The organism is Rhodanobacter fulvus Jip2 (assembly GCF_000264315.1).
In the GTDB taxonomy this organism is placed as follows: Bacteria; Pseudomonadota; Gammaproteobacteria; order Xanthomonadales; family Rhodanobacteraceae; genus Rhodanobacter; species Rhodanobacter fulvus.
Genome location: NZ_AJXU01000018.1, coordinates 26302 through 50646 on the forward strand (window position 1 = coordinate 26302; position 24345 = coordinate 50646).

Here is a 24345-nt window from a genome sequence, read left to right on the forward strand (position 1 = left end):
GAGCGAAACACTCCTGACCCACCGCAGGAACACATCCACCCGACAGGCCGGCGGTACACTCCGGCGCAACGCGTACCCCTCCGCACCGCAACAGGAGCAACCACCATGTTGACCTTGATCGATGGACTACCGGACCACGTGATCGGCATCCGCATCACCGACAAGCTGCGCGCGGACGACTACGAGAAACAGCTCATCCCGCTGGTCAACGAGCGGCTGGAAAAACACCGCAAACTCGACTTCCTGTGCTGCATCGACGGCGAATGGAAAGGCATGGAGGCCGGCGCGGTGTGGCAGGACCTGCGGCTGGGCCTGGGCCGCATCGGGCACTGGGCGCGCCTGGCGATCGTCACCGACATCGGCTGGATGGAGAACGCGGTCAAGCTGTTCAGCGTGTTTTCGCCGGGCGAACTGCGCCACTTCGACAGCGACGAGTACGACGAAGCCAGGGACTGGGTCTGCGAAAGCGGTCGCGCCCGCATCGGCATCGAGCTCGATGCGGAGACGGGCATCCTGGTACTGGAGCCGGCTGCCGACAAGGCGCTGAGCGAAGATGATTTCGAGGCAGTCGGCAAGGCCATCGGCAGCTATCTCGAAAGCCACGAACGGCTGCGCGGCATCATGATCCACAGCCGGCGGTTTCCCGGCTGGCGGAGCATGGGTGCGCTGTTCGCGCACCTGAAGTTCGTCAGCAGCGTGCACGACCGGATCGACAGGCTGGCCATGGTCACCAGCAGCCCGCTGGGATCGATCGCCGACCATGTGCTCGACCCGCTGATGCTGGCCAAGGTGCGCAAGTTCGATTACGACGAGCGCGACCAGGCCATGGCCTGGCTGAAGGACTCCTAGGAGCCTGCGCCATAGAAACGTTCGAGGCGAAAAATTCTGCCTGCGAGGACAGTTTTTCGACGATTTGCCGGCCCATAGTCGTTCTATGGGCCAAGAACCGGCGGAAAAATGGACCGCAGGCAGGGTTTTGCAGCCCGGACGATTTCTGCGGCCCACGCTCCTAGGAGCGTGCGCCGAAGCATCCCGATCGAATCGCCCGCCTGAGCGTCAACGAGAGTCAGCGCCCGGGAATTTCCGCGGACAGCGGAACACCACGGCGGCGGCCAGCACGGCGACAGCGGCAACGCTGCCGAGCAAGGCCAGGAACATGTCTTGCTGGGCATCCCATGGGTCGCCCTGGGTGCCCAGGTAGGCCACACCCAGATCGCCGCCAAAGCACACCGCCGCGCCCCATTCGAACAACTCGTACACGGCCGAGCTGGCGGTCATCAGGCTGACCGGCACGATCCAGTACCAGGCTCCGCGCGGCGCGGTGCGCCGGGCAGCCAGCTCCACCGCGAGCGGGGTTACCAGCAGGCCATAGGCGAAATGGATGGCGCGGTCGAAGTGGTTGCGGCTGGCACCCCAGGCGTCGTTCAGCGAAAACCCGAACAACGCCGAGAACCAGCGGTCCCAGGGCACTTCGGCGTAGGTGTAGTGCGCGCCCAGCTCGTGCAGCAGCAGGAATCCGAACAAGGCCGCATAGCTGGCGTTGGAAAACCGCCGCCGGCGAAAGCCTGCCACCAGCACGGCCAGCGTCAGCAGCACCAGCACGTTCTCCATCAGCCAGTCCTGGCGATAGTGCGGCGCGATGCCCGAGACCAGCATGGCAACGAGGAAAACGGCCAGCAACGACGCCGGCAGCCGCCAACCTCGTTGCGGCGATGGATCATCCCGGCCCGATGCTGCACCGGGCGCCGTCGACGGCATCAGGGCGACACCCGCGGCCGGTCCAGCGCGGCAAGCACGGGCGCATCGCGCTGGTAGATGTCGGGGCGAAAGCCGATGCGGCCGTCCTCGCGCAGGTCCACCGTCCAGTACGCCAGCAACAGCGTCACCGGCCGGGCCAGGGTCACGTTCTGCGTCTTGCCGGTATCGATGGCACTGTCGATGGCGGCGCGGTTCCAGCGCACCGGATCGTCCAGCAGCAGCTCGGCCAGCTCGCGCGGGCGCTCCACCCGGATGCAGCCGGAGCTGGTGGCGCGTTGCGGGTTGGCAAACAGCTCCTGGTGCGGCGTGTCGTGCAGGTAGACGGCGTAGTCGTTGGGAAAGCGGATGACCAGGCGGCCCAGCGAATTGTGCGGCCCGGCGTCCTGGCGCAGCACGATGCCGCGCGGATTGGCCCAGTCCACGCTCGCCGGCGAGCGTTCGCGACCCTGACCGTCCAGCACGCGGATATGGTTGGCGGCGAGGTAGCCGCGGTTCCGCCGCACCTTGGGCAGCACGTCGTTCTTCAGGATCGTGGGCGGCACCGTCCAGGTCGGGTTGAGCGTGAGGTAGGTGACCTGCGACTTGAACGCCGGCGTGCTGCGGTACGGCTTGCCCACCTGCACACGCGAGCGCCACACCGGCTTGCCGTCGCGGTAATAGGCGACGCGGTAGCCGGCGATATCCACCATCATGAAATCGCCATGCAACTGGTGCAGCAGCCAGCGTGCGCGTTCCAGGTTCACCCGCAGCTGGTCGATGCGCGCGGCCACTGGCACATTCAGCGCCGCCAGCGTGGCCGGGCCGAGCTGGCCATCGACGGTCAGGTATTGCACGGACTGGAACTGTCTCAGGGCCTGTTCGGTCGCCGCGTCATAGTCCTCGGGCGACCCGGCCCCGGCAGCGGCATCGACCGCGGGCGGCAAATAGCCCGCCACACGCAGCCGCTGGCGCAGGGCGGGCACGCGCGCATCGCGCATGCCCGGCTTCAACGTGGGCCCGACCGGGATCGATGCCCAGCCCCCTTGCGCGGCGACTCCGCGCCAGCGCGCCAGTGCGGCGCGCAGCTCGTCGTACAGCGGGTTTTGCGGCCGTGCCCGCGCGAACAGTTCGGCCAGTTGGCCTTGGGCCAGCGCGTCGCGCACGCTTTGCACGCCCTGCCCCGGCGCAGGCTGGCGCGCATCGAAATTCCAGTGCGTGTCCAGCGAGGCGGGGTCCACCTTGCCGCGATAAAGATGGGCCAGCGCGGTGAGGCAGGCATCCGTGGCCAGCAGGTCGAACCGCGCGCGCTGCATGGCCGTGGCGCGCGAATCGGCCAGCGCGGCGCGCTGGCGCAGCAGCTCGTCCAGCGCGTAATCGGCCGGATCGAGGCCGTCCGCGCTCATGCCGCGCAACGCCACCAGCAAGGAGTCGACGTCGGTCGCGCGCGTCCACGCAGGCGCGAAGCCCCCCAGCGCATAGAACTGCGCCCGCGCCTTGCCCAACCCGGCGGTAGGCGCATCCAGCGTCGGCTGCAGCTGTTCGCGAATCAATGCGGCCGCGGGATCGGCGGGCTGTGCCGCCAGCGGCCACGCTGGCAGGCCCGCGCCGAACAAGAGCAGCAGCATGGCAATGCATCGCAGGCTTGGCGGCATGGCGTTTACCTCTCGATCGACGTCGTCTGCCGACATCATCACGGTGTACGGCGAAACCGGCAAACATCCGCTCCCGACGGCAGCTTTGCGTGCCCTCAACCGGCCTTCCGCAGCACGCCGGAAAGATGCGTCCCCGGCGCCACCGTGTTGAACACCGTGCCGTACTTGCGCACGTTCTCGTGCAGCAGGGCCAGGCGTCATCGCCGCTTCGGTCAGCCACTGCGCACGCGGCGCGCTGGTGCATTGCGGTGCGGCGAAGGCGGACGCCGACAGCACGGCGGCGGCAAGGAACAACGGTGCGATGACGATGCGCTTCATGGTGCGTCTCCGGTATCGGCAGGGATTTGCCTTGAGGGACATTGCAACCGCGAAGGCTTATGTGGGTCTTAAGGCACGGCTAACACCGCCTGGTTGCGGCCCGCGTCCTTGGCCGCGTACAGCGCCTTGTCCGCACGCTGGATCAAGTCCGCGGCGGTGTCGTCGCAGGCGGCCTGTGCCACGCCGATGCTGACGGTGACCGCGCGCTGCGGCCAGGCGAAGTCGCGGAACGCGCGCAGGAGGCGCTCGGCAGCTTCGCGCGCGCCGGCCGCATCGGCCTCGGGCAACAGCAACACGAACTCCTCGCCGCCATAGCGCGCGGCCCGATCCGACGGTCGCAGCGAGGCACGCAGCAGCTGGCCGGTGATGCGCAATACCTGGTCGCCCGCCAGGTGACCGTAGTCATCGTTGTAAGACTTGAACCGGTCCAGATCGAGCATCAGCAGCGCGAACGTGTTGTCGCGTTCGCGCTGCCCGTGCAGCAGGCTGGCCAGTGCGCCATCGAACGCGCGCCGGTTGGCCAACCCGGTCAGCACATCGGTGTCGGCATCATTGCGCAACAGCGCCGACTCCATCCGCTGGCGCTCCAGCTTGTCCAGCAGGCTGGCCACCCACCACACCAGACCGGCCACGGCGCCGCCACTGCCCAGCGCCACAAAGGCGAACGCCAGCGTCTCGGGCAGGCCCAGCAGCGATTGCAGCAGCTCCAGCACGAAAACAAAGATTACCGGCAGCAACAACGACGGCAGCAGCAGCCGGCGCGCCAGCGCGCCACCGAACGTATCCGCCGTGGCCACCCGTGTGAGTCCGGTGGTGGGTGATGAGGAAAGCCAGCCCAGTACCGCCAGCAGCAGCATGAGCAAGGTCGGCAAGGGCACCTGCGCGAACGGCCCGCCGATCTTGCTGGCCAGGGCAACCGCATACGAGGCCAGGCCGCTCACCACGATGGCCAGCAATACCATCGCGATGGTCTCGCGCAGCACCAGGTAGCGCCGCGTGGACACCAGCAAACCCAGCACGCCCAGCAAGGTCAGCGCGAACGCCGCGGGTGCCGCCATGCGTCCCGGCGGCCAGCCGGCGGCCCGGGCCACGGGGTCGTCGAACAAATGGTCGAAACCCGGATCCAGCGACCACAGGTGCTCGCCCAGCGTCACCGCGCCGATGCCCGCCACCACGATCGACAGCCACGGGCCGAGACGCCACCGCGGGGGCACGAAATCCTGGGTCAGGAAAAGGGCCAGCCCGGAAAGCGCGAACGCAATCGCCGCGTTCGCCTTCATGGCATGTTGTCCCGGTACCAGCGTGGTCAGCAGCGGCACGTCCAGGCACCACCCCGCCAGCACCACCAGCGCGACCGTACAGATCAACACTGCCACCACGCGAGAGAACACGGCGAAGCCGCGAACGGCCGCAGCGTTCTGATGAAATGGCACTGCGATCATGACCTGTTGTCCCAGCTAGTGTGATTGCCCTTGGCTTGCCAGACTTTCCCCGCGTCGACCCGCCCGGGCGAAAGATCGCGGCACGTCCTGCATCTGACGCCAGTCAAGCCGTCCGGTGCCCCGCCCTGCCACAGTGTCGTTGCATCCCACCCAACAACTGTCGTCCGGAGTGTCGCCGATTATGATCATCTACAGCTGCCACGGTGCGGCCAAACAGGTAACCGGCTCCTGCCATCTCGTCACCTGCAACGACCGCGGCGTGCTGATCGACTGTGGCATGTTCCAGGGCAGCGAGGAGGTGGAACGGGCCAATGCCGAGCCGTTCGGTTTCGACCCGGCCAGCATCGACGTGTTGCTGCTGACCCACGCCCACCTCGACCACTGCGGACGGATTCCGCTGCTGGTGCGTCGGGGTTTTCGCGGCCGCATCATCACCACCGCCGCCACCCGCGAACTGGCGCGGGTGGTGATGCTCGATTCGGCCGGCCTGCAGGAGGAAGAGGCGCGCCGCGCACAACGCCGCCATCGCCGCAGCGAGGAGCTGGCGCCGCCGCTGTACACGCTGGACGACGCGCTGCACGCACTGGACTTCTTCGGCCCCGATGTCGGCTACGACGAAACCGTGCCGGTGGTCGAAGGCATCACCGCATGCTTTCTCGACGCCGGCCACATCCTCGGCTCGGCCTCGATCCTGCTGGGGCTCGACGACGGCAAACTGCAACGCCGCATGCTGTTCTCCGGTGACCTGGGCAACCCCGGCCGACCGTTGCTGCGTGACCCGACACCCGCGCCACCGGCCGACTACGTGGTGATGGAAAGCACCTACGGCGACCGCCCGCACCGCTCGGTGCCGGATTCGGTCGACGAGATGTACCAGGCGATCCGCGACACCGTGAACCGCCGCGGCAACGTGGTGATCCCCACCTTCGCGCTGGAGCGCACGCAGGAGCTCCTCTACTACCTGCACCGCGGGCTGCGTGACGGCGCGATCCCGGCGCACGTGCGCATATTCCTGGATTCGCCGATGGCGATCTCCGCCACCGAGATCTTCCGCCGCCACCCGGAGTGCTTCGACGAACGCTTCCTGGACGAACTGCGGCATGGCGACCCGTTCTCCATGCCGGGGCTGCATTTCACCCGCGACACGGCCGAGTCGATGGCGATCAACAACGTCGACGGCGGCGCGATCATCCTGGCCGGCTCGGGCATGTGCAACGGTGGCCGCGTACGCCACCACCTGAAGCACAACCTGTGGCGCGAACGCAGCAGCGTGGTGTTCGTCGGCTATGCCGCCGAAGGCACACTGGCGCGGCGGATCATCGACGGCGCACCCAGCGTGCGCGTGTTCAACGAGGAGATCCCGGTGCGCGCGCAGGTGTGGACGATCAACGGCTTCTCCGCCCACGCCGACCGACCCTCGCTGCTGGCCTGGCTGGGCGACGCACCGCGGCGCAAGGTGTTCCTGGTGCACGGCGAGTACGACCGCGGCATGCGGGCGATGCAGGAAGTGCTGGCCGCACGCGGCGTCGCGTGCCAGCTGCCCGGGCTGCACGAGCCGATCAAGATCGACTGATCCCGTCGGCGACACACCGCGCATTTGACTTCGATCAAGATTGCACGCCGATGCCCTCATAGACTGGATCCGCCGCCACGGTGGATTCGCCCAGAGGCAACGACGGCGGCCAACGGCTTCGGGAGCAACCCACGATGAAGCGGATCAATTTTCCACCCTTCCTTGCGCGCCATGCCGAGGCCGGGATGCCTGCGCCACCGCCGCACCGCCGAGTGAGGCGCCGGCGTCGGCTCCGCGCACTGCTGCGCACCGTGCCGTTGCTGCTGCTGGGCGCCTGGCTGGCGCTGCTGCCTACACAAGAGGCATCCGCGATGCCCGAGTTCGCGCGCCGCTACAACCTCAGCTGCGCCGCGTGCCACTCCGCCTTCCCGCGCCTCAACAAGTTCGGCGAGGTTTTCGCCAAGAACAACATGCGCCTGCCGAACTGGATGGAAGCCGCCGCCCAGCTCGGCGACGACCGGCTCGCGCTGCCCGACCACGTACCGCTGGCCATCCGCGCCCAGGCCTACGTGCAGGGTCGACAAGGCAAGGCGATCGACCCGATCAGCGGCGCCCGTCAATCCGCGGCAACGGATTTCCAGTCGCCGTACCTGCTCAAGCTGCTGTCCAGCGCGCCACTGAGCAAGAACATCACCTACTACTTCTACGCGATCATGGCCGAGAAAGGTGGCAACGGCGAGATCGTGGTGGAGGACGCCTGGTTTCGCCATGCCGACATCTTCGGCAGCGGCATCGGCATGATGCTCGGGCAGTTCTCGCTGTCCGACTCGATGTTCCCACGCGAGGTTCGCCTGCCGTTTCAGGACTACATGGTCTACCGCATGGCCGGTGTCACCTATGACCGCGGCGTGCTGTTCGACCGCGACATCGGCCGGTTCGGGATCGATCTGGGCTTCACCAACGGCAACGGCATCACCGACAACTTCAAGATCAACGGCACCGGCTATTCGCGCCCGGACCGGATGTTCGACAACGACAGCTCCAAGACCACCTTCGCCCACATCGGCACCGATATCGGGCCGGTGGCCATGGGCGTGTTCGGCGCCGCAGGCAAACAGCGCGGCGCCGCCGGTCCGGCCGGCATGAATAAAAGCCAGCGCAACACCGACAAGCGCATCGTCGGTCTCGATGCCGCCGGCGACATCGGCGCCGATACCCACTGGTACGCGCAATACCTGTGGAACCGCTGGGATGGTTTTCTCGATGCCGACCCGACGCGCAACTACCGCTGGAGCGGCGGCTTCGCCGGCGTGGACTGGATCCCCGGTGACCGCTGGGCGTTCTCGGCGCTGTACAACTACGCCGGCGCCGGCGACCTCGCGCACACCAATACCATCTACGAGGGCATTGCCATCAACAGCCTGAGCCTGACCGCGTCCTACTACTTCATGCGCAACATCAAGGGCGTCATGGAGGTCAACGTCGACTTCCAGAACAAGACCAAACCCACCGGCCCCTACTTCACCGGCCATCTGAACAGCGAGAACTACATCCTGTTCGGCTTCGACACCGCGTTCTGACATGCGCGCCCACTGGCCGGGGACGCGATCACGACGGCACGCCGGCGCCGCCCTGTTGCTGCTTGCCGCCAGTGCCAGCGTGCACGCGCAGGCGCTGCAGGTCGGCACGCTGCGCATCGAGTCGACGCCTTCGGCCGCCGAGGTCGAACTGATCGGTGGCAAGGCAGGCACCACGCCGCTGACCGTCAGCGAGCGCGATATCTACCCGAACAGCTACCCGGACGCGCGCGCCGCGCTCTACGGCATGGTCACGCTGCGCCACGCCGGCTGCGAACCGCTGCAGCACCGCGTGACCCTGGACGATCTCAAACAGGATCTGCACCTGCGCCTGGACTGCGTCGCCGCGAAGGTGACCCCGGCGGCACGCGCGGCAGCAACGTCGACAGCAGTGTCACCGCCAACCGCGTCGCCACCCGACCTGCCGCAACAACGCCTGCGCCAGCTGCAAGTGCTGCAGGAGCTGCTGGACGAAGGGCTGATCAGTCCGGCCGAAGAACAGCGCGTGCGTCGGCGGATCCTGCAAACCGGCGCCGGTGGGGACGGCACGGGTTCGGGCGGCTGAAACGTCCCGCAGGGTCGAGCGGAACGACCCTTTCGCGCTTGCCCTCGCCAGCCAAAGACCGCCCGCACTCCCGGGACAACAGGTCGCGAAAGCGGCAATAGGGCGATCGCCCTCGCTCGCCCCGGCACGCCCCGCCGCGATGTCACCAAGGGCCAACTGCAAAACTGCTTGATCTGAATCAATGGCGGCGCGTGGGAGGCTTCCTATAGTCGACCCGACTGACGCGGAGCCCTCGGGGGAGGAATGCGCCGCGTACGACGTTTCCGGGCAAGTCTCGTTTACGGTTCAGGGGAGAATCGCATGTCGCAGCGGATTTCGGATCTGACGCTCTCGGTGCTTGCCTGCGTGGCGGCATTCTGGCTGTCCTGGCCCTTCTGGCGTGATTTCGAGTACTGGCCCGAATCGCACGTCGCCTGGTGGATCTATTTCGCCGTCGGCTTCGTGCTGGCGATATGGGTGTTCTACCTGTTCATCGGCAGCCTGCGCATCCTGTTCCTGCATGACACCCAGGCCACGCCGCCTTCCGTCGACGACAAAGGGGGCCGGCCATGAGCTGCGGATCAGGCGACAGCAGTTGCGAAAAGCCGCGACGCCGCAGCGCACTGCTTTTGCTCGGCGTCATGGCGCTGATCTTCATCGCCTTGTCGGTGTTCTCCTTCCTGCCCTCGCGCGGACAAGCCACTCCCGACCCGGTGAGCTTCGGCCCGTACCAGGCCAACGACGGCAAGCGCGTGTTTCAGGCCTACAACTGCATGGGCTGCCACACCCTGGTCGGCAATGGCGCCTATCTGGGGCCGGACCTCACCGAGGTGTACAAGCACGCGGGACCGGCGTGGCTGGCGGCGTTCCTGCCCTCGGCCGGCGGCTGGCCGACCGAGGCTGCGGTGCGCGCCCAGTTGCTCGACCCCAACCAGCACGCGGACACCGGCACCGACACGATCGACGCCTACCTGCAGAAATATCCCGGTGCGGCGGCCCGCATCCAGCGGCGCGGCGGCGGCAGCACGCTGATGCCGAACCTGCCGCTGAGCAAGGACGAGATCGGCCAGCTGATCGCCTACCTCAAGTACACCTCGTCAATGAACACCGAGGGCTGGCCACCGAAAGTCGAAGCCGGCACGCTCGACCGCCGCCTGCAACTGGCGCACGGCACGATCGCGCTGGCGCAGGCCGCACCCGCCGCGGCGGCCACGCCGGCGCCGGCCAGCGATCCCGCCGCGCTCGGCGCGCAACTGGTCAAGGACTACGGCTGCGTGGCCTGCCATGCCAGTGACGACAAGAAACTGGTGGGACCTGGCTGGGGCGGTTTGTATGAGTCCAGCGTGAGCCTGGCCGACGGCGGCAAGGTCAGCGCCGACGATGCCTACCTGGCCGAGTCGATCCGCCAGCCGAACGCGAAGATCGTGGCCGGTTATCCGCCAGGCGTGATGCCAGCCTACGACACCCTGCTCAAGAACGACGAAGTCAACGCCATCGTGGCCTACCTCCACACGCTGGAGAAGCAGTGATGCAGATCGAATACCAAACCCAACGATTGAGCCTGCGCTTTTTCATGCTGATGCTGGTTCTGTTCGTGGTGCAGGTGATCTACGGCATGATCCTGGCCGCCCAGCAGATCGACCCGACCCTCCTGCAGGGCTGGCTCAACTTCAACGTCGCCCGCGCCGAGCATCTCAACCTCGGCATCATGTGGATCGTCTGCGGCTTCATCGGCGCGATCATGTTCGTGGCGCCCTTGCTGGCCAAACGCGAGCTGGTCGCGCCGTGGCTGATCAAGTTCCTGTTCTACGCGGTCATCGGCATCGTGATCTGGAACTTCTTCACCCAGTTTCTGGCCGAGCGCGGCATCGCCGGCTGGTGGCTGGGTCAACCCTGGCTGCAGCAGGGGCTGGAATACCTCGAGGCGGGGCGCATCGCCGGCGTGCTGATCCTGGTCGGCTTCCTTATCCTCGCCTTCGTGGTGCTGCGCACGTTCCCGCGCGTGCGCGAATGGAACGAGGTGCACTGGGGCCTGGGCCTTGGCGTCGGCGCGCTGGCGGTGGTGTGGGTGTTCGGCCTGTTCTACGTGGCGCGGCTGGACCTGCAGGAGTACTTCCGATGGTTCGTGGTGCACTACTGGGTGGAAGGCGTGTGGGAGGTGATCCACATCAGCCTGATCGGCTACTTCCTGGTGCTGATGTTCAAGGCCGACGTGAAGTCGGTGGGCTTCGCGGTGTTCTGGGGCATCGCGCTGGTGTGGCTGTCCGGACTCATCGGCAACGCGCACCACTACTTCTGGATCGGCACGCCGGAGTTCTGGCAGTTCTGGGGTTCGCTGTTCAGCGCGCTGGAGCCGCTGCCGCTGGTGTTCTGCTTCTGGCACATCTACCTGGATGCACACACCAACAAGCGGCCGCTGGAGAATGCGCCGGCCTTCTATTTCCTGCTCGGCTCGACCGTACTGGAGCTGGTCGGCGCGGGCATCCTCGGCTTCGTGATGACCTTCGCGCTGACCAACGTGTGGTCGCACGGCACCTGGGTCACGGCAGGGCACGCACACCTGGCGCTGTTCGGCACCTTCGGCATGCTCGGCATCGCGGCGGCGTATTACGTGGTGCCGATCCTGCGCAAGGTACCGCAGTTCGACCAGCGCCTGGGCAAGCTCGGTTTCTGGCTGGTGTTCATCGGCGTGCTCGGCATGGGCTTCGCGTTTGCCATCGGCGGCACGATCCAGATCTATGTTTACCGCATCCTCGGATTGGACTGGTTCGGCGGCGACGTCAACCGTGCCATGGCCACCTACAAGGTCATGCTGCCGCTGTTCGGCCTGGTGCTGAGCAGCGGCGCCGGCGTGCTGGCGTACGACCTTTTCACCATGGGCCGGCGCCTGCGCCCGCAGGCTGCCGACGACGTCGACGCGCGCCCGGCTACCGGCTGGCGCCGGCCGCTGACCGGTTTCGAGGCGGGCATCTGGCTGCTGATGATGTGGCTGTTCGGCACGATCATCACGCTCGGCTTGCTCGCCTTCAACCTGCCGCGGGTACGCGTGGAGGGCGATCCGACCCTACCCTACGTGCTGGCCGGCGTGGGCTATCCGGGGCTGCTGCTGGTCACCCTGCTGTTCGTGTGGCGCTTCATCGCATCGCTGGAGGCGCGGGCTGCCGCGCCGGCGATGTCGCCGCCGCTGCGGGTGCTGCCGGCGCAGGGCTGAGCGGCTCGGGCGACGGGTGCCACGCAAACGCAAAGGCCGCCGGGTCGCCGGCGGCCCTTTTTAACGACACATCTGCGACACCGTCGTGTGCGTCGTTTAACCGCGTGCCGGATCCCCTTTCCCCGCCGCAACCATCGTATGCTTGCCGTTGGGAGAGAGCGCTTTCTTTGTGGAAGCGCGACCCCGCCCAACCACTGGCGGCTTCGGCCGTTCGAGGCGCCGATGGAAACCCCCGCCACCGTGTTCGACCTCAACCAGCTGCGCCGCAGTTGCAGCTCCTGCGCGTTGTACGAGTTGTGCCTGCCGGCGGGTATTGCCGGCGACGACCTCGACCGCCTCGACGCCACCGTGAAGGACAAGCGCGCGCTGGATCGCGGCGCCATGCTTTACCGCGAAGGCGACCCGTTCGAGGCGCTGTACGTGGTGCGCTCCGGTGCGCTGAAGACGTTCGTGCAGAACGAGGCGGGCGACGCCCAGATACTCGCGTTCCACCTGCCGGGCGAAATCCTTGGTTTCGACGCGCTGGCCAGCAACCTGCACGTCAGCCAGGCGGAGGCGCTTGAACGATCCAGTATCTGCGAACTGCCCTACGCCAAGCTGCAGCAGGTCACCAGCGACGTGCCCGCACTGCATCGCCAGCTGATGCGCGTGATCAGTCGCGAAGTGGTCGAGGAGCACCGCCATCTGGTGATGATGGGTCGGCAGCAGGCGCAGGAGCAGTTGGCCACTTTCCTGAAGAACCTGGCCGACCGCTACGAACGGCTGCACCGTGACGGCACTTCGCTCAATCTGCCGATGTCGCGCTACGACATCGCCAATTACCTGGGGTTGGTGGTCGAAACCATCAGCCGCCTGTTTTCGCGCATGGAGGAAATGGGCGTGCTGGAGGTCAACCGCAAATCGGTACGCATCCTGCGACCCGACCTGCTGGCCACCCTCTGCCGCACCGACGCCCCATCGCGGCGCAACGACGTGGGCTGATCGCGGCTGCATGACACGGCGGTCAGTTGACGGAGGTCAACTGACCATCCTCGTCGTCGGCGTACAACGGACCGTGCAGCAACCGGTCGCCCATGTCCGCTGGTCGGACCTCGTGGCCGTTTCGACCACTGCAGCGAGGACCATGCCATGTCCGACATTCCCCACGCCCGCGACGACACCGGCCCCGTGGAAAAGCTCGACGGTTCCCACTGGATCGAGTCGCTCACCGACGGCACGCAGGTACTTATCCGCCCCTTGCGCGAGGAGGACCGCGAGCGCGAGGAAGATTTCATCCACCGCCTGTCGCCGGAATCGCGCCGACTCCGTTTCATGGGCGGGTTCAAGGAAGCCAGCCCGGCCCTGGTCGATCAGCTGATGGATGTGGACTACATGGGGCACATGGCGTTCGTGGCGCTGGCACATGACAACGGCAAGCTGCGCGAGGTGGGCGTGAGCCGCTACAGCGCCACCGACGAGCCCGGTCACTGCGAATGCGCGGTGACCGTCGCCGATGACTGGCGTGAACGCGGTCTGGGCGTGCTGCTGATGGGGCGCCTGATCGAACAGGCCCGCCAGAATGGCTACCGGCAGATGATCTCGCTCGATGCTGCCGACAACGAGGCCATGCGCGATCTGGCCGACTATCTGGGTTTCCACCGTCGGCTCGATCCGCTTGATCCGAGCCAGGCCATCCACACGCTTGAGCTGTGACCGCCTGCGACGCATGACTGCCAACGCCGACGTTGCATCGCCACGATCAGTCTGGCAGCAACGCCTGGCCGATCTTGCGCAAACCGGCTGGATCCAGCAGTTGCAGCTCGCGCCCTTCGATCTGGATCAGCTTCTGGTTGCGGAAACGGCTCAGCACGCGGCTGACGGTTTCCGCCGCAAGGCGCAGGTAATTGGCGATGTCGCCGCGCGACATGCTGAGATGGAAGCGGGTGGCGGAGAAGCCGCGCGCGGCGTAGCGGCCGGCCAGGTCCATCAGAAACGCCGCCACGCGCTCGTCGGCGCTGTGGTCGCCGGCCAGCAGCGAGGCGGTGCCCAGCTCCTTGCTCAACATGCGAAACAGGTGCTGCTGCACCGCCGGCACGCGCGAGGCCAGCGCGCTCATCGCGGGGAACGAGAAACGGCAGAAGAACGCCGTATCCAGCGCCACCGCATCGCAAGGAAAATGCTCGGGGTAGATCGCGTTGAGGCCGATCACCTCGCCGGGCAAATAGAAGCCCAGCACCTGCTCGCGACCTTCCTTGTCCACCATGCGGGTTTTCACGGTGCCGCCGCGCACGGCGAAGATCGCGCGGAACGGATCGCCGGTGCGGAAGATGTGCTCGCCGGCCCGGAACGGCCCCACGTGCTCCACCAGGCACTGCAATTCGGCCAGCTCGGGCTTGTCGTAGCCGGCGGCAATGCAGGCGCTGGAGAACGCGCAGGTGCCGCAAAAATGCGTCTCGTCACCGTCGTCGGCGATCGGACTGGGCGGCTCGGGCAGGCGGCCTGCCGGGTACTTGGATGACATGGAGTTGGGAACGCCGGTTTTGGAGCGCGGATCAGATCGCGCGTGAATAACGCGGTGTGTGCGCCTGCCCATCAAGATAGGCGTCGAAGCACATGGCGATGATACGCAACAGCAGGCGTCCCGGCGAGGTCACCTGCAACGATGTGCGGTCTTCGAGCAGCAGGCCGTCGGCGATCAACGGTTGCAGCCGCTCGCGCGCGGCGGCGAAATATTCGTCGAACAACAGCCGATGGCGCTCGCCGAAACGCCGCTTGTCCAGGCTGCCGTGGCACATCAGCTCGCCGATCAGCTCGCGCCGGATCACGTCGTCCTCGTCCAGCAGCAGGCCGCGGGCCACCGGCAGGCGGCCGGCATCCAGCGTGGCGTAATAGCCGGTGAGGTCGCGCGCGCTCTGGCTGTAGCTGTCGCCGATGCGGCTGATGGCGCTGACGCCCAGGCCGATGATGTCGCAGTCGCCGTGGGTCGAATAGCCCTGGAAATTGCGCTGCAGCGTACCGGCGCGCTGGGCCACGGCCAGCTCGTCGTCGGCGCGGGCGAAATGGTCCATGCCGATGTAGACGTAGCCGGCGGCGGACAATTGCGCCAGCGCGCGACCGAACAGGGCCAGCCGGGTGCCGGCATCGGGCAGCTCTTCCGCGACGATTTGCCGCTGCGCCTTGAACATCTCCGGCAGGTGCGCGTAACCGTAAACGGCCACCCGATCCGGGTGCAGTTCCACGATCTGATCCAGCGTGCGGCTGAAACCGTCCACGCTTTGTCTGGGCAGCCCGTAGATCAGATCCACGCTGACCGAACGAAAGCCCGACTCGCGCGCGGCCACGATGACTTCCTGCGTCTGCTCGAAACTCTGGATGCGGTTGACCGCCTCCTGCACCGCCGGGTCGAAATCCTGGATGCCGACCGACATCCGGTTGAAGCCCAGCTCGCCCAGCGCATGCACGTAATCGCCATCGGCAAAGCGCGGGTCCAGCTCGATACCGTACTCGCGCTCGGCCTGCTGGCTGAAGCTGAAATGGCGCGCCAGCGATTCCATCAGCTCGCGCATGCGCGGCACGTCGAGGAAGTTCGGCGTGCCGCCGCCGAAATGCAGCTGGCGCACCGGCCGATCGCGGTCGAACAGTGGCGCCGCCAGCTCGATCTCGCGGTACAGGCGCTCCAGGTAGCGATCGGCCTGGCCAATGTCGCGGGTGATCACCCGGTTGCAGCCGCAGTAGAAGCACGGGCTCATGCAGAACGGCACGTGCACGTAGAGCGACAGCGGGCGCGGGATCGGCTCCTCGTTGGAGGCGCGGATCACCTGTCGCAATGCGGCCTCGTCGAACGAGGGCGTGAACTGCGGTGCGGTGGGATAGCTGGTGTAGCGCGGGCCCGCCACGTCATAGCGGGCAACCAGCGCGGGATCGAATTCGGGAGGAATGATGGAAGTGGCCATGGGGCAAGTCTGTCGATGCACCCGCCGCAGCACATTGATCCGGATCAATCACGGCCACGATCGCGATGTGGGAGCGACTTCAGTCGCGATGCTTCTGCTCTGGAGCCCCAAGGCAAGAGCATCGCGACTGAAGTCGCTCCCACAAATAAGGAGGCCAAGCCCCTTCGTTCAGTTTGCCAGCGGCTCGACCTGCTGCTCGATCGAACCGAAGATCGAGGCGCCGGCGGCGTCGGTGACGTCGATCTTCAAGCGGTCGCCGAATTTCAGGAACGGCGTGCTGGGCTGTCCGTCGCGCAGGGTTTCCACCGTGCGCTGCTCGGCCAGGCAGGACGCGCCCTTGCCGGTGTCCTGGTTGGCGATGGTGCCCGAGCCGATGATCGTGCCGGCGGTGAGCGGGCGCGTGCGCGCCACGTGCGCCACCAGCTGGGCAAAGCTGAACTGCATGTCCACGCCGCATTCGGCTTCACCAAACCACTGGCCGTTGAGCCAGGTACGCATCGGCAGGTGCAGCTTGTCGCCCTGCCACGCGTCGCCCAATTCATCCGGCGTCACCAGGACCGGCGACAGCGCGGAGCGCGGCTTGCTCTGCAGGAAGCCGAAGCCCTTGGCCAGCTCGCCGGGAATCAGGCCGCGCAGGCTCACGTCGTTGACCAGGCCCACCAGCTGGATGTGTTCCGACGCCTGCGCCGGCGTGGCCGCCATCGGCACGTCGTCGGTGACCACCACCACCTCGGCCTCCAGGTCGATGCCGACATCCTCGCTGGGCACCACCACCGGATCGCGCGGCGCCAGAAAGCCCGCACTGGTGGCCTGGTACATCAGCGGGTCGGTATAGAACGACGCCGGCACCTCGGCGCCACGGGCGCGACGCACGCGCTCGACGTGCGGCAGGTAGGCGCTGCCATCCACGAATTCGTAGGCGCGCGGCAACGGCGACGCCAGTGCGTGCATGTCCAGCGCGAACGCGCCCGCGGCGGTGCCCGCATTCAGATCCTCGGACAGCGCGTTGAGCCGCGGCGCGGTGTTGGACCAGTCATCCAGCGCAGCCTGCAGCGTCGTGGCGATACCGCTGGCGCGTACCGCGCGGGTGAGATCGCGGCTGGCCACCACCAGCGTGCCGTCGCGGCCGCCTTCCTTGAGACTTGCAAGTTTCATCGGGACTCCAGTATTTCGCTGTTTCTTGAATGGGTTTGTTCTTTCGCCGCCAGGGAACGCGGTATCAACTAACCACAGCCTTCCACGTAATCGACTTGCGGCGGCACACCCGCACGCCACCGCGTTACCTTGCCCTGCGCATCGGTTTCGAACACCAGTGCGCTTTCGCCCTGCGGCGCGGCGACGCGCAGATAGCCGGCGCCGGCCACGTATTTGTGCGGCTGCGCTTCGACGCGCTCGCCGTACAGCGCACGGATTTCCGCCTCGTCCATGCCGACCTTGCCGCCACCGGGCGCCGTTTCCCTGGCGGTGCCGACGTCGTAGCGCACGAAGCGGCCGTCTTCGAACATGAAGGCGAAATCCACCGGATGCTTCACCCACCGGGGCGTCTTGTAGAAACAGCTGGAACCGGGCTGGGGCGCCCCGTTCAGCTCGCCGCCCCAGGCGGTCGCGAAGGCCGCTTCGTCCATGCCGAAACGCATGTCGCCGTAGCCGTCGTAGCGGGCCATCGTGGCCGGCTGCACCGGTGCGTTCGGCACCACGGGGGTGGCGGTAGCGCTGGCCGCGGCCACGGGCGCAGCAGCCGGCGTGGTTGGCTGGTCGGGGTTGCTGCACGCGCTCAGCAGCAGCACACCCGCGACGAAAACCACGCGCATCATGGCTTGTTGCCGCCATCGAAATGCTTCGCGATGCCCTGCCAGCATTCGTAGTAGTTGCCCTGCAATTGCGGCGAGTCCAGCGCCTGCCGCGTGGGGCGGATCACCTTGCGCGTCTCGAACATGAAAGCCATGGTGCCGCCGATCACGTCCGCTTTCGACAGGTCGGCGTTCGACGCTTTCTCGAACGTAACCGCATCCGGCCCGTGCCCGCTCATGCAATTGTGCAGCGACGCGCCGCCTGGCACGAAACCCTCGGCCTTGGCGTCGTAGACGCCGGCGATCAGCCCCATGAACTCGCTGGCCACGTTGCGGTGGAACCACGGCGGCCGGAACGTGTGCTGCGCCACCAGCCAGCGCGGCGGGAAAATCGCGAAGTCCACATTGGCCGTGCCCGCGGTATCGCTGGGCGAGGTCAGCACGGTGAAGATGGACGGGTCGGGATGGTCGTAGCTGATCGAGCCGATCGCGTTGAAGCGGCGCAGGTCGTATTTGTACGGCGCGTAATTGCCGTGCCAGGCGACCACGTCCAGCGGCGAGTGGTCGATTTTCGCCGACCACAGCGCACCCTGGAATTTCGCCACCAGCTCGAACGCGCCGTCGACGTCTTCATAGGCTGCGCACGGCGTGAGGAAGTCGCGCGTGTTGGCCAGGCAATTGGAGCCGATCGGGCCGAGATCAGGCAGCCGCAGCAGCGCGCCGAAGTTCTCGCATACGTAGCCGCGGGCCACTACTGCGCGTCCTGCGCCCGTGGCACTTGCACTTCCCTGTGCGTCGGCCTCGCCGTCGATCACATCCACGCGAAAACGCACGCCGCGGGGAATCACCGCAATCTCCTGCGGCTCGATATCGATCACACCCAGCTCGGTGGCCAGCCGCAGGCGCCCCTGCTGCGGCACGATCAGCAGCTCGCCGTCGGCATCGTAGAAAAACCGCCCTTCCATCGAGCAGTTCGCCGCATAGAGGTGAATGCCGACGCCGGCCTGCTCCGCCGCACCGCCGTTGCCCGCCAGCGTGGTGAGGCCGTCGATGAAATCGGTGGGCGCTTCAGGCAGCGGCAGCGGATCCCAGCGCAACTGGTTGGGCGTGGCCGGCGCCTCGTCGAAGCGGTTGTGGAAGCTGGCGTGCGCCAGCGGCTGGAACGGCTCATGCACCGCCGCCGGGCGAATCCGGTACAGCCAGCTGCGCCGGTTGGCGTGGCGCGGCGCGGTGAACGCGGTGCCGGAGAGTTGCTCGGCGTACAGACCGTGGGCCACGCGCTGCGGCGAGTTCTGGCCTGTGGGGAGCGTGCCTTCGATCGCCTCGCTGGCGAATTCGTTGGCGAAGCCGGATTGGTAGTTGGATGGCACGTTCACTGCTGATCCTCCGATTCCGATGTTCGACGCTGGCTTGCCCTTCGACTCCGGCCCTTCGGGCCTACGTTCAGGGAGAACGGCTTCGGAGGAACCCATGCCGTTCACGCTGAGCGTAGCTTGCGCAGCAAGCGGAGTCGAAGCGTCTCGCAGCATGCGTTGATGCCAATGTTTTCCCTTGGCCAGATCACCAACCGCCTTCCAGTCACCCGCCATGTACGCCAGCTTTTTCGCCCTGCTCCAACCCTTCAGCTTGCGCTCCATGGTCAAGGCTTCGTACCGTGTTTCAAAAGCTTCGGCGTGAAGCAATTTCAGTGGGCGCCGCGTTGAGGTGTAGATGCAGCCCTTGCCTTCGTCGTGTTGCGCCAACCGCTTGCCGAGGTCGTCTGTGTGGCCGATGTAGAACGAGCCATCGGCGCATTCGAGGATGTACAGGGTGAATTCCATTTTCTGGCTTCCTTGCCGGTTTCGCCTGACTGCCCTTCGACTTCGCCGCTGCGCGGCTACGCTCAGGGCGAACGATGAGGGAATTTGCTCAGGGTAAACGGTATGGCAGTACCGTCATTTCTCCTCAGCCGATCCCCCTGAGCGTAGGCCCATAGGGTCGAAGTCGAAGGGCCGCGCCGCCCAAACTTACAACACCCCCCGCTTCATCTGATCCCGCTCGATGCTCTCGAACAGCGCCTGGAAATTGCCCTCGCCGAAACCCTCGTTGCCCTTGCGCTGGATGATCTCGAAGAAGATCGGGCCGATGCAGTTCTGGGTGAAGATCTGCAGCAGTTTGCGCTGGTGGGTTTCGGGGTCGGCGTCGATGAGGATCTTGTTGCGCGCCAGCCGCGGCACGTCCTCGCCGTGGTTGGGCACGCGCTCGTCGATCACTTCGAAGTACGCGTCGGGCGTGTCCAGGAAGGCCACGCCGGCGGCGCGCATCTTTTCCACCGTGTCGTAGATGTCGTCGGTGAAACAGGCGATGTGCTGGATGCCCTCGCCCTTGTACGCGTCGAGGTATTCGTTGATCTGGCTCCTGGGATCGTCCGACTCGTTGAGCGGGATGCGCACGATGCCATCGGGCGCGGTCATCGCCTTGGACACCAAGCCGGTCTTGGCGCCCTTGATGTCGAAGTAGCGGATCTCGCGGAAGTTGAACAGGCGCTCGTAGTAATCCGACCACTTCTGCATGTTGCCGAAATACAGGTTGTGGGTGAGGTGGTCGATGAAGGTGAGGCCGAAGCCGGCCGGGTTCTGCGCCGCGCCGTCGACAGGCTCGTAATCGCCGTCGTAGATGCTGCCGGCGTCGCCGTAGCGGTCCACCAGGTACAGCATGCAGTTGCCGATGCCCTTCACCACCGGCGCGTTCACCGCCCTGGTATCGGCCTTCTCGGTGAACGCTTCGCCGCCATTGCCCAGTACGGCCCGCAGCACCTCGGCGGCCGGTTTGCGGAAGCGGATGGCGAAGCCGCAGGCGCTGGGGCCATGCGCCTGCGCGAAGGCCACGGCGAAGGAGTCGGGGTCCTCGTTGACGAGGAAGTTCACGCCGTTCTGGCGATAGACGATAATCGGGCGGTGCTTGTGCCTGAGCACGGCGACGAAACCCATGCGCTGGAAAAGGGTATGCAGTTCGGCGGCGCGCCCGGGGGGCGCGGCAAACTCGACGAATTCGAAACCGTCGATACCCATCGGATTCTCGAACGTGGCGACCTGCATGCCGGGATCGGGCTTGGTGTTCATGGCACTCTCCGGTTCAACACGGGCGAAATGACTCTGAGCGCCGCAAGGATGCGCTGCTGCCCGCGAAAGGATTTGCATGCCAATGTTATAGTTACAACTGAAACCAGTTGCAAGGAGCACTGCCGCAGTGTCGACCGACCGCAAACGCATTCCCGCCAGCGCCGAGCACGCGCCGCTCGAACTGGAACACTTCCTCCCGTACCGGTTGTCGATCCTGTCCAACGCGATCAGCCAGTCGATCGCCGACGACTACCAGCGCCGCTACGACCTCAGCATGACCGAGTGGCGGGTGATGGCCGTACTGGCCCGCTTCGACGGTTTGTCCGCCCGCGAAGTGGCCGAGCGCACCCTGATGGACAAGGTGGCGGTGAGCCGCGCGCTGGCGCGGCTGGTGGAAGCGGGTCGGGTCACCCGCGCCACCCATGCGGGCGACAAGCGCCGCTCCGTGCTTGGCCTGTCCGAAGCCGGCTGGGCCTTGCACGACGAGGTGGCGCCGATGGCGCGTGCGCGCGAGCGCGAAGTGCTGGCGAAACTGGATTTCGAGGAGCAGCACTGGCTGACGCGGATCATCGACAAGCTGATGGTCTGACGGCTCACGTCCCGGTCGGCGAAGGGTCCAGCAGCTGGCGCAACATGTAGGGCAGGATGCCGCCATGGCGGTAATAGGCCGCCTCGGCGGGCGTGTCGATGCGCACGATGGCGTCGAACGCGATCTGCCTGCCCTGCGGGTCGGTGGCTTTCACGCGCACCTCGCGCGCCGGCGCCTCGCGACCGGCCAGGCCGGCGATCTCGAACGTCTCCTCGCCGGACAAACCCAGCGTGTCCGCATGCTGGCCGTCGCGGAATTGCAGCGGCAGCACGCCCATGCCGATCAGGTTGGAGCGGTGGATGCGCTCGTACGATTGCGCGATCACCGCCCGCACGCCGAGCAGCGCCGTGCCCTTCGCCGCCCAGTCGCGCGACGAGCCGGAGCCGTACTCCTTGCCCGCCAGGATCACCAGCGGTGTGCCGGCGGCGACGTAATTGACCGACGCGTCGAAGATCGTGCTCACCGGGCCGCCTGGCCGGGTGAAGTCGCGGGTGACACCGCCTTCGGTGCCCGGCGCCAGCTGATTGCGCAGGCGGATGTTGGCGAAGGTGCCGCGGATCATCACCTCGTGGTTGCCGCGACGCGAGCCGTAGGAGTTGAAATCCTTGCGCTCCACGCCGTGCGCGACGAGGTACTGCCCCGCCGGTGAATCGAGCTTGATCGCGCCGGCCGGGCTGATGTGGTCGGTGGTCACCGAATCACCCAGCCGGGCCAGCACGCGCGCGCCGCGGATGTCGGTCAACGGCGCCGGCTCGCGCCCCACGCCATCGAAATACGGCGGCTGGCGCACGTAGGTGGAATCGGCATTCCACTGGAAGGCATTCCCTGCGGGCAGCGGCAGGCTGCGCCAGTTGTCGTCGCCGGCAAACACGTCGGCATAGCCGCGGGCGAACATGTCCGCCTTCACGCAGCTGTCGATGACATCCTGGATCTCGCGGGTCGAGGGCCAGATGTCGCGCAGGTACACCGGCTTGCCGTCACGGCCGGTACCCAGCGCATCCCGCAGCAGGTTGACGTGCATCGTGCCGACCAGCGCGTAGGCCACCACCAGCATGGGCGACATGAGGAAATTCATCTGCGTCTGCGGATGGATGCGGCCCTCGAAATTGCGATTGCCGGAGAGCACCGAACAAACGTTGAGGTCGTGTTCGGCCACCGCCGTGGCCACTTCGGGAATCAGCGGACCGGAGTTGCCGATGCAGGTGGTGCAGCCGTAGCCGACCAGGTTGAAGCCAAGCTGGTCCAGGTACGGCGTGAGCCCGGCGCGGTCGTAGTAATCGGTAACCACGCGCGAACCCGGCGCCAGCGAGGTCTTCACCCAGGGCTTGCGGCTCAGGCCCTTCTCGACCGCACGCCTGGCCAGCAGGCCGGCGCCGATCATCACCAGCGGGTTGGAGGTGTTGGTGCACGAGGTGATGGCGGCGATGACCACGTGACCGTTGTCGAGCTGCGCGCTGCCGCCGCTGGCCAGGGTCACGTCGACCGGTGCATGCGGCCAGTCGTGCTCGAGGTCGCAAGGGCCGGGTGACTGCGGCGCGTCGCTGGCGCTACTGCGGACGATCGACACCGGGTCGCTGGCGGGAAACGATTCGTCGATCGCTTCGTCCAGACGGCCCTGGGTGGCTTTTTCGTACGTCTGCCCCGCCAGCAGCGCGCCGACGGCGCCGGGCGCCACCCGCACGGGGATGCGATCCTGTGGCCGCTTGGGGCCGGCAATGGAGGGCTCCAGCGTGCCGAGATCCAGCTCCAGCGTCTGCGAGTAGTCGGCGTCCTGCTCGGGGTCGTGCCACAGTCCCTGTGCCTTGGCGTAAGCCTCGACCAGGCGAACCTGCTGCTCCGAGCGGCCGGTCAGGCGCAGGTAGGCAAGCGTCTCGTCGTCGATCGGGAAGATTGCGCAGGTGGCGCCGTATTCCGGGCTCATGTTGCCCAGCGTGGCGCGGTTGGCCAGCGGGATGCGCGCCACGCCCGGCCCGTAGAAATCGACGAACTTGCCGACCACGCCCGTCTTGCGCAGCAGTTCGGCGACGGTCAGCACCAGGTCGGTGGCGGTGGTGCCGGGCGGAAACTCGCCGGTGAGCTTGATGCCGACCACCTGCGGAATCAGCATGCTCATCGGCTGCCCGAGCATGGCCGCCTCGGCCTCGATGCCGCCCACGCCCCAGCCCAGCACGCCCAGCCCGTTGACCATCGGCGTGTGCGAGTCGGTGCCCACCAGCGTATCGGGATAGGCCTGCAGGCCGTCCGGCCCTTCGCGGGTGAACACCACGCGCGACAGGTATTCCAGGTTCACCTGATGGCAGATGCCGGTGTCCGGCGGCACCACCTTGAAATTGTCGAACGCCTGCTGCGCCCAACGCAGCATCTGGTAGCGCTCCACGTTGCGCTCGAATTCCCGCTGCGCGTTGATGGAAAAGGCATCGTCCTGGCCGAAGGCATCAACGATGACGGAGTGATCGATCACCAGTTCGCTGGGCACCAGCGGATTGATCCGCTGCGGGTCGCCACCCAGCGCGATGATCGCGTCACGCATGGCCACCAGGTCCACCACGCACGGCACGCCGGTGAAGTCCTGCATCAGCACGCGCGCCGGCGTGTACTGCACTTCCTGTTGCGCGGCGGCGCGCGGTTGCCAACCGGCCAGGGACTGGATCTGCTCCCGCGTCACCAGATGGCCGTCTTCATTGCGCAGCAGGCTTTCCAGCAGCACCTTGAGGCTGTAGGGAAGTCGATGCGCGGTCTTGACCCGATCGAGCCGGTAAATCTCGTAACCGGTGCCGTCGACGACCAACCGGTCGCGCGCGCCGAAGCTGTCGCCGCTCATGGAAATCTCCTCATCGAGCTTGAACGAACCACTGCCACCCGCCTGCGCTGCCCCGCCGCGGGCGGGTCAGCGAAATATCAGATGCATGCCGGGAAACACACCGATGGCCATCAGTGCC

The 24345-nt window shown here is 66.6% G+C and carries 20 protein-coding genes and 1 pseudogene; 10 read left to right on the forward strand and 11 right to left on the reverse strand.

The annotated features are described in order from the left end of the window. Positions 1-105: 105 nt before the first annotated feature. On the forward strand, positions 106-849 hold the full coding sequence (locus UU9_RS17240) for a SpoIIAA family protein (protein ID WP_007080422.1): 744 nt from the start codon (positions 106-108) through the stop codon (positions 847-849). A gap of 207 nt (positions 850-1056) precedes the next feature. On the opposite strand, the gene UU9_RS03935 is transcribed toward UU9_RS17240, so the two are convergent. From UU9_RS03935 to UU9_RS03945, 3 genes are all read right to left on the reverse strand, one after another. Further along, complete coding sequence (locus UU9_RS03935; RefSeq protein ID WP_050982378.1) at positions 1057-1680, reverse strand: DUF2238 domain-containing protein; 624 nt, start codon at positions 1678-1680, stop codon at positions 1057-1059. Positions 1681-1757: 77 nt separating this feature from the next. Further along, positions 1758-3362: a L,D-transpeptidase family protein gene (locus tag UU9_RS03940; protein WP_040670206.1), complete on the reverse strand. Its 1605-nt coding sequence runs from the start codon at positions 3360-3362 to the stop codon at positions 1758-1760. Positions 3363-3775: 413 nt separating this feature from the next. After that, a complete protein-coding gene (locus tag UU9_RS03945; protein WP_237710206.1) occupies positions 3776-5077 on the reverse strand; it encodes a GGDEF domain-containing protein in 1302 nt (433 codons plus the stop codon). A 253-nt stretch (positions 5078-5330) separates the two neighbouring features. Between UU9_RS03945 and UU9_RS03950 the strand changes: the two genes are divergently transcribed. From UU9_RS03950 to UU9_RS03985, 8 genes are all read left to right on the forward strand, one after another. Beyond that, positions 5331-6722 carry an MBL fold metallo-hydrolase RNA specificity domain-containing protein gene (locus tag UU9_RS03950; RefSeq protein ID WP_007080426.1) on the forward strand — a complete coding sequence of 464 codons (1392 nt, stop codon included), beginning with the start codon at positions 5331-5333 and terminating at the stop codon, positions 6720-6722. A 212-nt stretch (positions 6723-6934) separates the two neighbouring features. Next, complete coding sequence (locus tag UU9_RS03955; RefSeq protein WP_202799799.1) at positions 6935-8242, forward strand: hypothetical protein; 1308 nt, start codon at positions 6935-6937, stop codon at positions 8240-8242. A 1-nt stretch (position 8243) separates the two neighbouring features. Beyond that, a complete protein-coding gene (locus UU9_RS03960) occupies positions 8244-8804 on the forward strand; it encodes a peptidase associated/transthyretin-like domain-containing protein (RefSeq protein WP_156804176.1) in 561 nt (186 codons plus the stop codon). 300 nt (positions 8805-9104) lie between these two features. After that, positions 9105-9356: a hypothetical protein gene (locus tag UU9_RS03965; protein ID WP_007080429.1), complete on the forward strand. Its 252-nt coding sequence runs from the start codon at positions 9105-9107 to the stop codon at positions 9354-9356. Then, positions 9353-10312 (forward strand): cytochrome c, encoded by a 960-nt coding sequence (locus tag UU9_RS03970; protein WP_007080430.1) that lies wholly within the window; start codon positions 9353-9355, stop codon positions 10310-10312. Before UU9_RS03965 ends, UU9_RS03970 begins: the two co-directional genes overlap by 4 nt. After that, a complete protein-coding gene (locus UU9_RS03975; RefSeq protein ID WP_007080431.1) occupies positions 10312-11994 on the forward strand; it encodes a cbb3-type cytochrome c oxidase subunit I in 1683 nt (560 codons plus the stop codon). The genes UU9_RS03970 and UU9_RS03975 overlap by 1 nt, the downstream gene beginning before the upstream one ends. Before the next feature lie 222 nt (positions 11995-12216). After that, positions 12217-12975, forward strand: coding sequence for a cyclic nucleotide-binding domain-containing protein (locus UU9_RS03980; protein WP_007080432.1), 759 nt, complete (start codon positions 12217-12219; stop codon positions 12973-12975). 147 nt (positions 12976-13122) lie between these two features. Further along, a complete protein-coding gene (locus UU9_RS03985) occupies positions 13123-13686 on the forward strand; it encodes a GNAT family N-acetyltransferase (RefSeq protein WP_007080433.1) in 564 nt (187 codons plus the stop codon). Between the two features lie 46 nt (positions 13687-13732). On the opposite strand, the gene UU9_RS03990 is transcribed toward UU9_RS03985, so the two are convergent. From UU9_RS03990 to hppD, 7 genes and pseudogenes are all read right to left on the reverse strand, one after another. After that, on the reverse strand, positions 13733-14494 hold the full coding sequence (locus UU9_RS03990) for a helix-turn-helix domain-containing protein (protein WP_007080434.1): 762 nt from the start codon (positions 14492-14494) through the stop codon (positions 13733-13735). A gap of 31 nt (positions 14495-14525) precedes the next feature. Then, complete coding sequence (gene hemN, locus UU9_RS03995; RefSeq protein ID WP_007080435.1) at positions 14526-15926, reverse strand: oxygen-independent coproporphyrinogen III oxidase; 1401 nt, start codon at positions 15924-15926, stop codon at positions 14526-14528. Between the two features lie 168 nt (positions 15927-16094). Then, positions 16095-17081: a fumarylacetoacetate hydrolase family protein gene (locus tag UU9_RS04000; RefSeq protein ID WP_007080436.1), complete on the reverse strand. Its 987-nt coding sequence runs from the start codon at positions 17079-17081 to the stop codon at positions 16095-16097. Between the two features lie 68 nt (positions 17082-17149). Next, positions 17150-17740 carry a hypothetical protein gene (locus UU9_RS04005; RefSeq protein WP_007080437.1) on the reverse strand — a complete coding sequence of 197 codons (591 nt, stop codon included), beginning with the start codon at positions 17738-17740 and terminating at the stop codon, positions 17150-17152. Next, the gene (gene hmgA / locus UU9_RS04010) at positions 17737-19092 is read right to left on the reverse strand and encodes a homogentisate 1,2-dioxygenase (protein WP_040670217.1); all 1356 of its coding nucleotides are present in this window, start codon (positions 19090-19092) and stop codon (positions 17737-17739) included. Before hmgA ends, UU9_RS04005 begins: the two co-directional genes overlap by 4 nt. A 234-nt stretch (positions 19093-19326) precedes the next feature. Next, a pseudogene (locus UU9_RS18345) lies at positions 19327-19536 on the reverse strand (GIY-YIG nuclease family protein); the annotation flags it as partial. Between the two features lie 186 nt (positions 19537-19722). Next, positions 19723-20817 carry a 4-hydroxyphenylpyruvate dioxygenase gene (gene hppD / locus UU9_RS04015; protein WP_040670208.1) on the reverse strand — a complete coding sequence of 365 codons (1095 nt, stop codon included), beginning with the start codon at positions 20815-20817 and terminating at the stop codon, positions 19723-19725. Positions 20818-20944: 127 nt separating this feature from the next. On the opposite strand from hppD, the gene UU9_RS04020 reads away from it, so the two are divergent. Continuing rightward, on the forward strand, positions 20945-21406 hold the full coding sequence (locus UU9_RS04020) for a MarR family winged helix-turn-helix transcriptional regulator (protein ID WP_007080440.1): 462 nt from the start codon (positions 20945-20947) through the stop codon (positions 21404-21406). Between the two features lie 4 nt (positions 21407-21410). Here the strand turns inward: UU9_RS04020 and acnA are convergent, their stop codons facing one another. Then, positions 21411-24227 (reverse strand): aconitate hydratase, encoded by a 2817-nt coding sequence (gene acnA, locus UU9_RS04025; RefSeq protein WP_007080441.1) that lies wholly within the window; start codon positions 24225-24227, stop codon positions 21411-21413. Positions 24228-24345: the final 118 nt, after the last annotated feature.

What these genes read in the sequence shown, in the direction of transcription:
- UU9_RS17240 (WP_007080422.1), top strand. Translation starts at nt 106, where the DNA reads ATGTTGACCTTGATCGATGGACTACCGGACCACGTGATCGGCATCCGC.
- UU9_RS03940 (WP_040670206.1), bottom strand. Translation starts at nt 3,362, where the DNA reads ATGCTGCTGCTCTTGTTCGGCGCGGGCCTGCCAGCGTGGCCGCTGGCG.
- UU9_RS03950 (WP_007080426.1), top strand. Translation starts at nt 5,331, where the DNA reads ATGATCATCTACAGCTGCCACGGTGCGGCCAAACAGGTAACCGGCTCC.
- UU9_RS03960 (WP_156804176.1), top strand. Translation starts at nt 8,244, where the DNA reads ATGCGCGCCCACTGGCCGGGGACGCGATCACGACGGCACGCCGGCGCC.
- UU9_RS03965 (WP_007080429.1), top strand. Translation starts at nt 9,105, where the DNA reads ATGTCGCAGCGGATTTCGGATCTGACGCTCTCGGTGCTTGCCTGCGTG.
- UU9_RS03970 (WP_007080430.1), top strand. Translation starts at nt 9,353, where the DNA reads ATGAGCTGCGGATCAGGCGACAGCAGTTGCGAAAAGCCGCGACGCCGC.
- UU9_RS03975 (WP_007080431.1), top strand. Translation starts at nt 10,312, where the DNA reads ATGCAGATCGAATACCAAACCCAACGATTGAGCCTGCGCTTTTTCATG.
- UU9_RS03980 (WP_007080432.1), top strand. Translation starts at nt 12,217, where the DNA reads ATGGAAACCCCCGCCACCGTGTTCGACCTCAACCAGCTGCGCCGCAGT.
- UU9_RS03985 (WP_007080433.1), top strand. Translation starts at nt 13,123, where the DNA reads ATGTCCGACATTCCCCACGCCCGCGACGACACCGGCCCCGTGGAAAAG.
- UU9_RS03990 (WP_007080434.1), bottom strand. Translation starts at nt 14,494, where the DNA reads ATGTCATCCAAGTACCCGGCAGGCCGCCTGCCCGAGCCGCCCAGTCCG.
- hemN (WP_007080435.1), bottom strand. Translation starts at nt 15,926, where the DNA reads ATGGCCACTTCCATCATTCCTCCCGAATTCGATCCCGCGCTGGTTGCC.
- UU9_RS04000 (WP_007080436.1), bottom strand. Translation starts at nt 17,081, where the DNA reads ATGAAACTTGCAAGTCTCAAGGAAGGCGGCCGCGACGGCACGCTGGTG.
- UU9_RS04005 (WP_007080437.1), bottom strand. Translation starts at nt 17,740, where the DNA reads ATGATGCGCGTGGTTTTCGTCGCGGGTGTGCTGCTGCTGAGCGCGTGC.
- hppD (WP_040670208.1), bottom strand. Translation starts at nt 20,817, where the DNA reads ATGAACACCAAGCCCGATCCCGGCATGCAGGTCGCCACGTTCGAGAAT.
- acnA (WP_007080441.1), bottom strand. Translation starts at nt 24,227, where the DNA reads ATGAGCGGCGACAGCTTCGGCGCGCGCGACCGGTTGGTCGTCGACGGC.